The following is a 13,899-nucleotide window of genomic DNA, read 5'->3' as shown; positions in this document are numbered from 1 at the left end:
CATGGCGGGACGTCGCCCGATCGGATCAGCAGATCGTAGGACTCAGGGCCGAACAGAGCCCCCGCCTACACCTCGAACGGCCTCGCCGGCCAGGGCGCCCCCGCCGGACGCAACCCGTCCGGACCGCCGGAGGCACGCGCGGCGACCAGCGACAGCACGCCCACGACAAGGCAGTTGTTGTGGAGCTCGCCCGCGAGCACGCCCCGCACCAGCTCGTCGACCGGCACCCGCGCGTGCTCCATGTCGGCCTCCTCGTCCTCCACGACGAAGCGCTCCCCGTCGGCCTCGGACAGGTTCCGGGCGAGGAAGATCCGGATGGCCTCGTCACAGCCGCCGGGGGTGGTGTAGACGTCCGTCAGCACCCGCCAGTCCTCGGCCTTGACGTGCGCCTCCTCGTACAGCTCGCGCTGGGCGGCGTGCAGCGGGTTCTCGCCGGGGATGTCGAGCAGGCCCGCCGGGATCTCCCAGAGCTTGTGCCGCACCGGGTGGCGGTACTGCCTGATGAGCAGGACGCGGTCCTGGTCGTCGAGGGCGAGCACGGCCACGGAACCGGGGTGGACCTGGTAGTCACGCCGGACGACCGAACCGTCGGGCATGACCACGTCGTCCGTGCGGACGGAGGTCTTGTTGCCCACGAAGGGGGTGTCCGTCGCCCGGATCTCCCACTCCTCGGGGGTGTCCTTGATCGTCATGCCCTGCCCTTCCACACGCTTCAAAAAGAACCCGCCAAAGAAAACCGGGGTGCGCACCCTTTGAAGGTTTGCACCCCGGCCACCGTACAAGTGGTGTGTTACTTCGAATTCTTGCGCTCGACCGAGGCCTTCACGAGGCCGGCGAAGAGCGGGTGCGGGCGCGTCGGACGCGAGCGCAGCTCCGGGTGGGCCTGCGTGGCCACCAGGTAGGGGTGCACCTCGCGCGGGTACTCCACGTACTCGACGAGCTTGCCGTCCGGAGACGTGCCGGAGAACACGATGCCCGCCTTCTTCTCCAGCTCCGCGCGGTAGGCGTTGTTGACCTCGTAGCGGTGCCGGTGCCGCTCCTCGACGTACTCCTTGCCGTCGTACACCTCGCGCACGATGGAACCCTCGGCCAGCTTGGCCGGGTACATGCCGAGCCGCATGGTGCCGCCCATGTCACCCTCACCGGCGACGATGTCGAGCTGCTCGGCCATGGTGGAGATGACCGGGTGGGACGTCGCCGGGTCGAACTCGGTGGAGTTGGCGTCGCCGATGTCGGCCAGGTTGCGGGCCGCCTCGACCACGATGCACTGCAGGCCCAGGCACAGGCCCAGCAGCGGGATCTTGTTCTCGCGGGCGTACTTGATCGCGCCGACCTTGCCGAGCACACCGCGGTCGCCGAAGCCGCCGGGGATGCAGATGCCGTCGATGTCGGCGAGCTGCTGCTTGGCGCCGGCCGGGGTCTTGCAGTCGTCGGAGGTGACCCACTTGATCTTCACGCGGGCCTTGTTGGCGAAGCCGCCCGCGCGCAGCGCCTCGGTGACCGAGAGGTAGGCGTCGGGCAGGTCGATGTACTTGCCGACCAGCGCGAGGGTGATCTCGTGGTCGGGGTTGTGGACGCGGTCGAGCAGGTCGTCCCAGGTCGTCCAGTCCACGTCGCGGAACGGCAGGTCCAGCTTGCGGACGACATAGGCGTCCAGGCCCTCGCCGTGCACGGTCTTGGGGATGTCGTAGATGGAGCGGGCGTCGGGGCAGGCGACCACGGCCGCCTCGTCGACGTCGCACATCAGCGAGATCTTCCGCTTGATCGCGGTGGGCACCTCGCGGTCGCAGCGCAGCACGATCGCATCTGGCTGGATACCGATGTTGCGCAGAGCCGCAACCGAGTGCTGGGTCGGCTTCGTCTTCAGCTCTCCCGAGGGGCCGATGTACGGCAGGAGCGAGATGTGGACGACGAAGACGTTGTCACGACCGACCTCGTGACGGACCTGGCGGACGGTCTCCAGGAACGGCAGCGACTCGATGTCGCCGACCGTGCCGCCGACCTCCGTGATCACCACGTCGACCTCGTCCGTCGCCATGCGGCGGATGCGGTGCTTGATCTCGTTGGTGATGTGCGGGATGACCTGCACGGTGTCGCCGAGGTACTCGCCGCGCCGCTCCTTGGCGATCACGGTCGAGTACACCTGGCCGGTGGTGACGTTCGCGGAACCGTCCAGGTCACGGTCGAGGAACCGCTCGTAGTGACCGATGTCCAGGTCGGTCTCGGCGCCGTCGTTGGTGACGAACACCTCGCCGTGCTGGAAGGGGTTCATCGTGCCAGGGTCGACATTGAGGTACGGGTCGAGCTTCTGCATCACCACGCGCAGGCCCCGCGCCTTGAGCAGCATGCCGAGGCTGGAGGCCGTCAGGCCCTTGCCGAGCGAGGAGGCGACACCCCCGGTGACGAAGATGTGCTTGGTCGTCGTGGATTTGGGCGGCATGGCCAAGAGGGAGCTCCCGTGGTCGCGATCTGGGGTGCGGTGCGGCTGCCCGACCGGAGAAATCTCCGGCGTCGCCGTCGCTGCGGTTCGGGGGTTTTTCTCCCACCGGTCCACGGGCTACCAGGGTATCAGCGACCGGAACCGATGGCTTCCGGCCACGCTCCGCACACGTCCCGCCACGAACCTGCACGACCGTCCCGGTTTCTCACCCCTTGCTCACCCGTTCGGCGGACCCGGGTTGCCCGGAGCGGCACGCAGATCATCTACGTGCGTCGTATCCTGCTCGGACATTCGCTGCCGAGCCCGGCCGGTAACACGGCACCACCCCTCGCCCGTAGCCTCCGGAACAACGAGAGCTCGTCAGTTCGTTGAGCAGAGATTGTCGAGAAACGACAGTCGTTTTGCCTCACGGCCGAAGCGGCTGCTTTGCTTCACCGCTCAACGACGATTTACAACACCCCTTGACCGCACTAGCGAGAGCCCCCTTGTTCCCAAGAGGGGGTGACGTGGCCGTTCGACTGGAGTTGCACGTGGCCGGGCGCATCGAAGACTACGCACTCATCGGAGACATGCAGACCGCCGCGCTGGTCTGCCGGGACGGCACAGTGGACTGGCTGTGCCTGCCCCGCTTCGACTCGCATGCCATCTTCGCCGGACTGCTGGGCACCGAGGAACACGGTTTCTGGCGGCTCGGCCCCGCGCACGCCTCCGACTCCCCGCCGCCCACCGCGGCCCGGCGCAGCTACCGCGGCGACTCCCTGATCCTGGAGTCCGAGTGGGACACGCCGCGCGGCACGGTCCGGGTGATCGACTTCATGCCCCCGCGTGACGGCGCGCCCCAGCTGATCCGGATCGTGGAGGGCGTCTCGGGCCGGGTGCCCATGCGCTCGACGCTGCGGATGCGTTTCTCGTACGGCCGGGTGGTGCCCTGGGTGCACAAGCACGAGGGCCGTACGGTCGCCGTCGCGGGCCCGGACTCGGTGTGGTTCGACACGGAGGCCGAGACCTACGGCAAGTCGCTGACGACGTACTCGGACTTCACGGTCGCCCCGGGTGAGCGGATCGCGTTCACGATCTCCTGGGAGCCCTCGCACAAGCAGCCCCCGGCGCTGCCCGAGCCGGAGCTGTCGCTGACGGCGACGGAGGACTTCTGGCGCGAGTGGGTCGAGCACTGCACGTACCACGGCCCCTACCGCGAGGCGGTCATCCGCTCGCTGATCACCCTCAAGGCGCTGACCTACGCCCCGACGGGCGGCATCGTCGCCGCCCCGACGACGTCCCTGCCCGAGGACATCGGCGGCGTCCGCAACTGGGACTACCGCTACACCTGGCTCCGCGACGCGGCGATCACCCTGTCCTCGCTGCTGCGCACCGGCTACCGCGAGGAGGCCCGCGCGTGGCGCGAGTGGCTGCTGCGGGCAGTCGCGGGCGACCCGGAGAACCTCCAGATCATGTACGGCATCGCCGGCGAGCGCGAGCTCGGCGAGGCGGAGCTGGACTGGCTGCCCGGCTACGAGAACTCCGCGCCGGTCCGGGTCGGCAACGGCGCCGCGCACCAGCTCCAGCTGGACGTCTACGGCGAGGTCACCGAGGCCCTGCACCTGGCGCACATGACGGGCCTGGCCCGCAACGACTACGCCTCCCTGCTCCAGCTGAAGCTGATCCGCTACCTGGAGGACCACTGGCAGGAGCCGGACGAGGGCATCTGGGAGGTGCGCGGCCCGCGCCGCCACTTCGTGCACTCCAAGGTGATGGCCTGGGTCGCCGTCGACCGCACGATCAAGCTGATCGAGTCCGGCGACGCGGACGGCCCGCTGGAGCGCTGGAAGGAACTGCGCGACGAGATCCACCGGGACGTGTGCGAGAAGGGCTACGACAAGGAACGCAACACGTTCACGCAGTCGTACGGCTCCAAGGAGCTGGACGCCTCCCTGCTGCTGATCCCGCAGATGGGCTTCCTGCCGCCGGACGACAAGCGCGTGATCGGCACCATCGAGGCGATCCAGCGCGAGCTGTCCACCTCGGACGGCTTCATCCTGCGCTACCCGACGCAGGGCGAGCACGAGGGCGTCGACGGTCTGTCCGGTGACGAAGGCGCCTTCCTCGCCTGCTCCTTCTGGATGGCGGACGACCTGGCGATGATCGGCCGCGTCGACGAGGCCCGCAAGCTGTTCGAGAGGCTGCTGTCGCTGCGCAACGACCTGGGTCTGCTGGCCGAGGAGTGGGACCCGGTGCGCCAGCGCCAGGTCGGCAACTTCCCGCAGGCCTTCAGCCACGTCCCGCTGATCGACACCGCGCTGCGCCTGACGGCCTCGGGGGCCTACGGCGGCTGAACAGGACCGCCGGCCGAAGCCTGCCTACGCTGGGATGCATCAGCCCCTGCACGAAAGGGGGCGCCCTCATGGCCTCCCCATCGAAGGCGGGCGCGGCCCTCGCCGCGCTGCGCGAGGATCTGGTCGGCGACGTGTTCGCCCCGTCGGACGCGGGCTATGACGAGGCCCGCACGGTCTTCAACGCGATGATCGACCGCCGGCCCGCGGTCATCGCCCAGTGCGTGGACGAGAACGACGTCGTGCGGGCCGTGCGGTTCGGAAGGGACCTCGATCTCAACATCGCGGTGCGCGGCGGGGGGCACAGCGTGGCGGGCACGGCGGTCAACGACGGCGGACTGGTCGTCGACCTGCGGCACATGCGCGCGGTGAGCGTCGATCCCGCGGCCGAGGCGGTACGGGTCGCGGGCGGCGCCACGATGAGCGACCTGGACCGCGCCTGCCAGCCGCACGCCCTCGCCACGACCGGCGGCCGGGCCTCCACGACCGGGGTCGGCGGTTTCGTCCTCGGCGGCGGCTCCGGCTGGCTGGACCGCTGGTGCGGGCTGGCCGTCGACAACCTGGTCGGCGTCGAACTCGTCACGGCGGACGGCGAGCGGGTCCACGCGAGCGCCGACGAGAACCCGGAGCTGTTCTGGGGCCTGCACGGCGGAGGCGGCAACTTCGGTGTCGCGACCGCGCTCACCCTGAAGCTCCACGAGCTGCCCGAGTTCTCCATCGCGCTGGTGCTGTACCTCCCGGAGTTCGGCCCCGAGGTCACCCGCACCTACCGCGAGCTGATCACCATTGCCCCCGACGAGGCGAGCGGCGGCGTGCTCTATCTCACCGGCCCGCCCGAGGAGTTCGTACCGCCGCACCTGGTCGGCTCGCTCCTGTGTGGCGCGCTGCTGACGTACGCCGGGCCCGAGGAGGACATGCGCAAGCTGGCCGAGCCCCTGCTGGCGCTGCCGCACGAGTCGGAGATCGTCGGGGCGATGCCGTACGCCGACGTCCAGTGCATGCTCGACGATCCGCCGGGGATGCGTAACTACTGGTCGGCGGAGTATCTGACGAGCGCGCCCGACTCCTACCTGGACGCGTTCTGCGCCGGGGGCGATGCGATGCCGGCGACCGGCACCATCCATGTGCTGTTCCCGCAGGGCGGGGCGATCGCGGCGGGCCCGCACGAGTACCCCGTGCCCTACCGGGATGCGCCCTGGGCCGTACACCCCTTCGCGATCTGGGAGGACCCTGCGGACGACGAGCGCTGCGTGAGCTGGGTCCGCGAGGTGCGAGCGGCGGCACAGCCGTGGAGCACGGGCGCGGTCTATCTCAACTTCATCGGCGACGAGGGCGCCGAGCGGGTCGTCGCCGGCCTGGGCCCGGAGAACACCCGGCGCCTGGCCGATCTGAAGCGCCGCTACGACCCGGACAACGTGTTCCGCTTCAACCACAACATCAGGCCGGCCTGACCGGCTCGCCGGCTCGGGCGCCCGCCGGCGGCATCGGCGTCCGTCCGCCCCTCCCGATGAACGTCCTCGGAGGTGTCAGGAGGCCATTCGCACAGGTAGCGTCCGCCTATGGACAGCGCGACGAACAGCGGATTCGACACTCACGGCGCCGGGATCACCGTCCGGCGGGCGCTGGAGCTGCCCGGTCTGCGCAGCGGGCTGCCCGAGATCCTCGCGGGCGCCGACCGGCTGGGGCGGACGGTGCGCTGGGTGCACGCCGGCGAGGTGCCCAACATCGCCTCCCTGCTCAAGGGCGGGGAACTGCTGCTGACCACGGGCTACGGTCTCGGCACCCGCCCCGCCGACCAGCGCGCGTTCGTGCGCACCCTGGCCGAGCGCGGCATCGCGGCGCTGGTCATCGAGCTGGGCGCCCGTTTCACCCGGCTGCCCGCGGCCCTGGTCGACACGGCCCGCGCGGCCGGACTGCCGCTCGTCCAGCTGCATCGCCAGGTCCCCTTCGTGACCGTCACCGAGGAGATCCACACCGAGATCGTCAACGGCCACTACGCGCTGCTGCAACGGGCGGAGGAGGTGCACCGTCGCTGCACCGAGGCCCTGCTCGGCGGCGGTGGGGTGCCCCAAGTGCTCGGCATCCTCGCGGACTTCAGCGGCAACCCGGTCTTCCTGGAGGCCACCGACGGGCGGCTGCTGTACGCGGCCGGCGCCGGCCCCGAGGGCGCGGACCCGTTGCAGGTGTGGGAGGGGCTGCGGGGGCAGCACAAGGACACGCCGCCGCCCACGGGTTCGGTGCTGGTGGACGTGCCGGGCGGCGGCCAGGGCGCTGGGTCGGTGCGCGGCCGTATCGTCCTGCTGCCCGTGCTGGGCCCGCTGGCGCCGGTGCACCGCATGGCCGCCGAGCGGGCCGCGGGCATCCTCGCCGTGGTGCTGATGCAGGCCCGCCAGGAGGAGGAGCTGGCGGCGCGCGGGCGGGGCGACTTCCTGACCGACCTCGCGGAGGGCCGGGTCGCCGCCGAGGACGCCCCGGCGCAGGCGCGGGTGCTGGGCTTCAAGCCGGGTGACGGCCCGCTGCTGCCGGTCGTGATGCGGCTCGGGGACGTGCTGTCGCCGGGTGGCGGCTGGGCGGTGCTGGCGCGCGCGGTCGGCGAGGAGCTGGCCTCGGTGGGGGTGCCGGTGCTGCTGGGCGTGCGGCCGGTGGAGGGCCGGGTGCCGCTGCTGGTGGGCCTGCGTGCGGAGACGGAGCGGCCGGCGGTCGCGGACCGGGTCGCGATGGCGCTGCGGGCGGGCGTGGAGCGGGCCGGGATCCAGCGTCCCGGGGCCCGGCCGCCGGTCGTGGTGGTCGGCGTCGCGGGCGGCTGGACGGCGGCCTCGGCGGGCCTGCGGCACGCGGCGGAGACGGCGACGGCAGCGCAGGGCCTGGCGGACCGCCCCTGGTACGACGCCCGTCGGCTGGACATCGACCTGCTGCTGTGGCGGTTGCGCGACCATCCCGACCTGGCGGCCTTCGTGGACCGCGCGATCGGCCCGCTGCGCGACCACGACGACCGCTCCAAGCCGCCGCTGCTGCCCACGCTGGAGACGTACTTGGCGCACGCGGGCCGCAAGGCGGAGACGGCCCGCGAACTGCACCTGAACCGGCAGACGCTCTACAACCGCCTCGCCCGCATCGGCGAGTTGCTCGGCACCGACCTCGACGACCCGCAGACGGTACTGGCGTTGAGCCTGGCACTGCGGGCCAGACGGCACGTCGCCTAGCGTCCGCTCAGATCATGGGCCGGGGCTGCGTCAACTCGTCGTAGACGCTGAGCACTTGGGCCACCGTCTCGTCCTCGGTCGGCCAGGTCGCCGCCTGCCGCACACCCCGCTCCCGCAGGAGGTCCTGCCGCTCGGGGTCCGCGAGCAGTCGTACGACGGTGCCGGCGAGGGAGCCCGCATCGCCGTACGGGACGAGTTCGGCGGCGTCGCCGACGAGTTCGGACATTCCGCCGACATCGGTGGCGACGAGCGGCACGCGCGCGTGCAGGGCTTCCTGCGCGAGGACGGACCGTGACTCCCAACTGCTGGACAGCAGCGCGATGTCGGCGGCGGCCAGCAGCTCGGAGACGTCGTCGCGGCGCCCGATGAGCCGCACGGGCAGCTCCTCGTCCTCGATACGGCGCTGGAGCCCGGCCCGCAGCGCCCCCTCCCCCGCGATCACGAGCAACGGGGCGGGGTCGAGCTTGCGCCACGCGCGCGAGGCGTCCAGCAGTACGCCGTATCCGCGATGCCGTTCCAGCGAGCCGACCGCGATGAGCAACGGCCTTCCGGTGGCACCGAGTTCGGCGCGCACCTTGGGCCGGCGCCGGTCGGGGTCGTCCTTCTCGACCTCCGGCCGGCGGCCCGGCAGGGCGACGGCGGCGAGGCGCGCGTCCCGGGCACCGGTGCGGCGGGCCCGGTCGACCAGTGCCGAGGTGGTGCCGAGGACGACGGAGGCGGCCTTGACGACCCGCCGCTCCAACAGCCGCACGAGATGGGCGCGGGCACCCTCGGCATACGCCCGGTCGTGCCAGGTGACGACGAGCGGAGTGCGCCGACCGCTGAGCGCCAGCACCGCGCGGAAGGAGGCGTGCAGCCCGTGCGCGTGCACCAGGTCGGCGTCCGCGCACACCGCCCGCAGCGCGGCCACGGAGGCCGGATCGCTGCTGCGCGGCACATGTACGTGTTCGGCGCCGGCGCCCGTGAAGTCGTAGGCGCGATCGGCCTCGACAGGGGCGCACACGGTGACCCGCACGCCCCGCGCGACCAGCCCCGAGGCCAGCGATCGCACATGCGCGCTGCTGCCTGCGTTGCCGCCGCCCAGCACCTGCACGGTGCGCAGTGACGACTGGCCGTGCGGTGAGTGGCTGCTCACGGGGGTCACGTGGCCGGGGCTCCTGGTTGTGGGTGGGACGGTCACGAAGAACGTACAGAAGGATCGGGCGGAGGGGGTGTACCGCGAGGATCCCTTCGCGTACGACGTGTTTACGCCAAGGATGCCAGGACGCACGGGTGTTCCGGGACCGTCGGGAGTACGAGGGCGGGCAACGCGGCGGCCGGAGTCACCTGCACGAGTGAGTCGCGGTGGCCGTTGTGCACGAACACGCGCGCGTGGCGCATGTCTCAACGAGCCGAGCCCCTGCGGTTCAGGTCCCGCCCAACACCCGTACCGTTTCGCTCACTTTGTCCCCGTACACCGCCGCGGCCACGACAGCGGCGGCATGCGCGAGAAGTCCCGCGCGGCCTCCCCCACTCTCGGCTCCGCTCGAGCGGGGGGACCCCCATCCGGCAACGACTGCGGCGCCCAGGGCAGCGCCCAGCGCATGCGCCCCGGTGTCGCCGATCATCGCCCGTTCACCGAGGTCGTCGGGCAGTACGGCCGCGGCGGCGCCCATGGCGGTGGCGGCGATCTCGGCACCGGCTCCGGCCCGGAACAGTCCCGGCGCGCCGAGCGCAAGCACCGCGGCGGCGGCCCGACCGGGCCGTACGTCCACGAGGTTCACGAAGTGCGCGGCACCGGCGATCACGACCCCGCGAGGAGTTTGTCCAGCGGCCGCTCCTTCAGGAACGCGCCCGCGACGAGCCCGGCGGCCGAGATCCCGAGCAACTTGACGGCCCCGCTGGTGACTTCGCCGTCCCGCAGGGCGCGCAGATGCGCCCGGAAGCCGCGTCGCGCGTCATCCGCCCCGGCGATGTCGTCGTATGCCCCGCAGATCCCGGCGGCCGCCACGGCGACCCCGGCGGCCGGCGACACCCGCCCCGCACCGACCGCGACGGCCAGCGCCGAGGCGGGACCGGCGTACAACTCCACTTTCCGCCCCGCGTAGTTCTTCCGCTCCCAGCGCTCCCGGCCACCGGGGGCCTTGGCGCGCAGGGCACCGGCGGTGGCACGGGTGAGGGCGGCGGAGAGCCCGAGCGAAACGCCTTGCCTGATCATCCGGCCACCCTACGGGCCCCGGGGCGCGGGCCCGTGGGTGTCCTCCGGATCACGCCGGCGTCTCGCGCCACGGCCTCCCCTAGCCGTCGGACCGAGCCGTCTCCAGCAGTTCCTCGGCGTGCGCCCGCGCGGTCTCCGAGTCCTCCTGGCCCGCCAGCATCCGGGACAGCTCGCGGACCCGCTCCTCGCCCTCCAGGACCTTCACGCCGGAGCGGGTGACCGTCCCGTCGTTGGTCTTCTCGACGAGCAACTGCCGGTCGGCGAACGCGGCGACCTGCGGCAGGTGCGTCACGACGACGACCTGCGCGGTCTTCGCCAGCCGGGCGAGCCGGCGCCCGATCTCCACGGCCGCCTTGCCGCCGACACCGGCGTCGACCTCGTCGAAGAGGTACGTCGGCACGGGATCGGTCCCCGCGAACACGACCTCCACGGCCAGCATCACACGCGAGAGCTCACCGCCGGAGGCACCCTTGGCGATGGGCCGCGGCGGCGCCCCCGGGTGCGGGGCGAGCAGCAGCTCGACCTCGTCGACGCCCGACGGCCCGTAGGCGACGGTACGGCCGTCGACCTCGACGCCCTCGGGGTCCTCGGTCTGCCGCAGGGCGAACGACACGCGCGCGTGCGGCATCGCGAGCGAGGCCAGTTCCGCCGTCACCGCGGCGGCGAACCGCTCGGCCGCCTCCGTGCGCGCGTCCGTCAGCGCCTGCGCCAGCCCGCCCAGCTCGGCGCGCAGCCCGTCCCGCTCGGCGGTCAGCTCGCCGATCCGGTCGTCGTCGCTGTCCAGTTCGGTCAGTCGGCTGCTGCCCTGCTCGGCCCAGGCGAGCACGGTGGCGATGTCCTCGCCGTACTTGCGTGTGAGCGTGTTCAGCGCGGCCCGCCGTTCCTCGACGGCCGCGAGTCGCAGCGGATCGGCGTCGAGGTCGTCGGCGTATCCCGCCAACTCCCCGGCGACGTCGCCCAGCAGGATCCCGATCTCCCCGATCCGGTCGGCGAGCGCCGCCAGCGCCGGATCGTGCGCGCGGACGGCGTCCAGGGCCCGCTGCGCGCCCGCGACGAGCGTGGCCGCGTCGATGCCCTCGGGGTCCTCCGGATTCCCGGCGAGAGCGGCGTGAGCGGCCGTGGCGGCGGACGACAGGGCCTCCGCGTGCCCGAGCCGCTCGGCCTCCTCGGCGAGCTCCACGTCCTCGCCCGCGCGCGGCTCGACACCGGCGATCTCGTCGAGCCCGAACCGCAGCATGTCGGCTTCCTGAGCCCGCTCACGCGCGCGCGTGACGATCTCCTCCAGCTCGACCGCGACCGCCCGCAACCGCCGGTAGGCCTCGCCGTACTTCGCGAGCGGCACGGCGACGGCGTCGCCCGCGTACCGGTCGAGCGCCTGCCGCTGCCGGGTGAGCTTCAGCAGCCCCTGCTGGTCGGTCTGCCCGTGCACGGCCACCAGCTCGTCGGCGAGCTCGGCCAGCATCCCCACGGGCACGCTGCGCCCGCCCAGGTGGGCCCGGGACCGCCCTTCGGCGGAAACGGTACGGCTGATGAGCAGCGCACCGTCGTCGAGCTCCGCCCCCGCCTCCTCGGCCCGCACCACGGCCGAGGTGCCCGCGGGGACGGTGATCCGCCCCTCCACGACCGCTTTCTCGGCCCCGATCCGCACGAGTGCCGGGTCCGCCCGCCCGCCGAGCAGCAGCCCCAGGCTCGTGACCACCATGGTCTTGCCCGCACCCGTCTCGCCCGTCACGGCGGTGAACCCCGGCGACAGCTCGACGACCGCGTCGTCGATGACTCCGAGCGACCGTATCCGCATCTCCTCCAACACGGACACGACCTTACGAGGTCAGGGGCCGGGGATGCGACGGCCCCCGGGTCAGTGATGTGAAGGTGCAGGTGACGAATGTGTATCGCGGGCACATTGTCACCCAGGCGAGTGCAACGCCTTCAGGGGCGCGGGGAACTGCCCGAGCAACCACAGACCACCCGCAGCCGCCGTGAATTCCCCACACCCCCCTACGAACCGCTAGTGCGGCGCGCCCCGCCACCCGGAAACCGGCAACGCGAACTTCGCCACGAGCCGGTCGGTGAACGAAGCGTGATGCAACCGGGCCAGCCGCACCGGCACGGCCCCCCGCCGCACCTCCACCCGCGCCCCCGGCGGCAGCTCCACGGTCCGCCGCCCGTCACACCACAACACCCCCGGCGGGATGTGCGGCAACACCTCCACGGCGAGCACGGAGTCCGGCGAGGTCACCAGCGGCTTCGCGAACAGCGCGTGCGCCGAGATCGGCACCATCAACAGCGCCTCGACCTCCGGCCACACCACAGGCCCGCCGGCGGAGAACGCATAGGCGGTCGACCCCGTCGGCGTGGACAGCACGATGCCGTCGCACCCGAACCCGGTCACCGGCCGCCCGTCGATCTCCAGCACGACCTCGAGGAGCTTCTCGGCGCCGGCCTTCTGCACGGCCGCCTCGTTCAGCGCCCAGTCCGTGTGCACGATGTCGCCGTTCTTGTGCACGACGACGTCGACCGTCATCCGCTCCTCGACCTCGTACGCCTTGGTGACGACCCGGTCGACAACCTTGTCCAGGTCGTCCCGCTCGGCCTCCGCGAGGAACCCGACACGCCCGAGGTTCACGCCCAGCATCGGCACCCCGGACGCCCGCGCGAACTCGGCGCCGCGCAGCAGCGTCCCGTCGCCGCCGAGCACGATGAGCAGCTCGCACCCGTCGAGGCACTGCGGGGTCGCCTCCTTGACGAGTTCCACCTCGTCCGGCAGGGGCAGGTCCTGCGCCTCCGCCGACAGCACCCGCACGCCGATCCCCGACCGCAGCAGTCCCTTGACCACCAGTTCGGCGCTGCGAATGGCCGCCGGCCGCCCCGTGTGGGCGAGGAGAAAAACAGTACGAGCTGAGTTCTGCATCAACGCGGCCCCTCCGCCACTGCTCGGTCAACGTCGGCCGGGTCCAGAGCGGGCGCCCCGGCACGCAGCCACAGAAAGTACTCGACATTTCCGGAGGGTCCGGGCAACGGACTCGCCGTGACCCCGTTCACCCCGAGCCCGAGATCCCACGCCTTCTCGGCGACACCGCGCACGGCCTCCGCCCGCAGCTGCGGACTCCGTACGACTCCCCCACTGCCCAGCCGTTCCTTCCCCACCTCGAACTGCGGCTTCACCATCATCACCAGATCGGCGTCCGGCTTCACGCACCGCACCAGGGCGGGCAGCACCAGGCCGAGCGGGATGAAGGACAGATCCCCCACGACAAGATCCACTGGTTCCCCATCGATCGCTTCGAGCGTCAACTCGCGTACGTTCGTACGGTCCTTGACGGTGACGCGTTCATCGCTTTGGAGAGTCCAGGCGAGTTGTCCGTATCCGACGTCCACCGCGACGACGTGCGCGGCTCCGGCCCTCAGCAGCACGTCGGTGAAGCCTCCGGTGGACGCGCCGGCGTCCAGCGCCCGCCGCCCGCGCACCTCGAGCCCCCGGGGCACGAAGACCTCCAGCGCGCCCGCGAGCTTGTGCCCGCCGCGGGAGACGTACTCGGGATCGCCGGAGTCCGCCTGGACGACGATCGCCGCCGCGGTCTCCACCTGGGTGGCCGGCTTGGTCGCGACGGTCTTGCCGACGGTCACCCGTCCGGCGGCGATCAGCTGGCTGGCGTGCTCACGCGAACGCGCGAGCTTCCGGCGGACCAGCTCCGCGTCAAGACGGCGGCGTGCGACTCCTGCCACGTT

At 72.0% G+C, this 13,899-nt stretch carries 9 protein-coding genes and 1 pseudogene; 3 read left to right on the top strand and 7 right to left on the bottom strand.

Translation table 11 applies throughout. The features are described 5' to 3' along the window. Window positions 1-65: 65 nt before the first annotated feature. Complete coding sequence (locus CP983_RS34000) at window positions 66-692, bottom strand: NUDIX domain-containing protein (protein ID WP_150503844.1); 627 nt, start codon at window positions 690-692, stop codon at window positions 66-68. Window positions 693-790: 98 nt separating this feature from the next. Next, window positions 791-2,440: a CTP synthase gene (locus tag CP983_RS33995; protein ID WP_150503842.1), complete on the bottom strand. Its 1,650-nt coding sequence runs from the start codon at window positions 2,438-2,440 to the stop codon at window positions 791-793. A 506-nt stretch (window positions 2,441-2,946) separates the two neighbouring features. Between CP983_RS33995 and CP983_RS33990 the strand changes: the two genes are divergently transcribed. The 3 genes from CP983_RS33990 to CP983_RS33980 all read left to right on the top strand — a co-directional run bounded on the left by CP983_RS33990 (window position 2,947) and on the right by CP983_RS33980 (window position 7,973). Further along, the gene (locus CP983_RS33990) at window positions 2,947-4,773 is read left to right on the top strand and encodes a glycoside hydrolase family 15 protein (RefSeq protein ID WP_176577677.1); all 1,827 of its coding nucleotides are present in this window, start codon (window positions 2,947-2,949) and stop codon (window positions 4,771-4,773) included. Between the two features lie 68 nt (window positions 4,774-4,841). Next, window positions 4,842-6,221, top strand: a complete 1,380-nt coding sequence (locus tag CP983_RS33985) for an FAD-binding oxidoreductase (RefSeq protein ID WP_150503840.1) — start codon at window positions 4,842-4,844, stop codon at window positions 6,219-6,221. Between the two features lie 108 nt (window positions 6,222-6,329). Further along, complete coding sequence (locus CP983_RS33980) at window positions 6,330-7,973, top strand: PucR family transcriptional regulator (RefSeq protein WP_150503838.1); 1,644 nt, start codon at window positions 6,330-6,332, stop codon at window positions 7,971-7,973. A gap of 7 nt (window positions 7,974-7,980) precedes the next feature. On the opposite strand, the gene CP983_RS33975 is transcribed toward CP983_RS33980, so the two are convergent. The 5 genes and pseudogenes from CP983_RS33975 to CP983_RS33955 all read right to left on the bottom strand — a co-directional run bounded on the left by CP983_RS33975 (window position 7,981) and on the right by CP983_RS33955 (window position 13,896). Further along, window positions 7,981-9,117 (bottom strand): glycosyltransferase family 4 protein, encoded by a 1,137-nt coding sequence (locus CP983_RS33975; RefSeq protein ID WP_150503836.1) that lies wholly within the window; start codon window positions 9,115-9,117, stop codon window positions 7,981-7,983. A 262-nt stretch (window positions 9,118-9,379) separates the two neighbouring features. Then, window positions 9,380-10,170: pseudogene (locus CP983_RS33970) on the bottom strand (hypothetical protein). Window positions 10,171-10,249: 79 nt separating this feature from the next. Further along, a complete protein-coding gene (gene recN / locus CP983_RS33965; RefSeq protein WP_150507035.1) occupies window positions 10,250-11,968 on the bottom strand; it encodes a DNA repair protein RecN in 1,719 nt (572 codons plus the stop codon). A gap of 210 nt (window positions 11,969-12,178) precedes the next feature. After that, entirely contained in the window at window positions 12,179-13,084 is a 906-nt protein-coding gene (locus CP983_RS33960) for an NAD kinase (protein WP_125526988.1), read from the bottom strand. After that, entirely contained in the window at window positions 13,081-13,896 is an 816-nt protein-coding gene (locus tag CP983_RS33955; RefSeq protein WP_107909124.1) for a TlyA family RNA methyltransferase, read from the bottom strand. Before CP983_RS33955 ends, CP983_RS33960 begins: the two co-directional genes overlap by 4 nt. Window positions 13,897-13,899: the final 3 nt, after the last annotated feature.

The sequence above is a fragment of the Streptomyces chartreusis genome (genome assembly GCF_008704715.1).
Classification (GTDB): Bacteria; Actinomycetota; Actinomycetes; order Streptomycetales; family Streptomycetaceae; genus Streptomyces; species Streptomyces chartreusis.
This window is presented reverse-complemented; position numbering and strand designations above follow the sequence as displayed.

What these genes read in the sequence shown, in the direction of transcription:
- CP983_RS34000 (WP_150503844.1), bottom strand. Translation starts at nt 692, where the DNA reads ATGACGATCAAGGACACCCCCGAGGAGTGGGAGATCCGGGCGACGGAC.
- CP983_RS33995 (WP_150503842.1), bottom strand. Translation starts at nt 2,440, where the DNA reads ATGCCGCCCAAATCCACGACGACCAAGCACATCTTCGTCACCGGGGGT.
- CP983_RS33985 (WP_150503840.1), top strand. Translation starts at nt 4,842, where the DNA reads ATGGCCTCCCCATCGAAGGCGGGCGCGGCCCTCGCCGCGCTGCGCGAG.
- CP983_RS33980 (WP_150503838.1), top strand. Translation starts at nt 6,330, where the DNA reads ATGGACAGCGCGACGAACAGCGGATTCGACACTCACGGCGCCGGGATC.
- recN (WP_150507035.1), bottom strand. Translation starts at nt 11,968, where the DNA reads ATGCGGATACGGTCGCTCGGAGTCATCGACGACGCGGTCGTCGAGCTG.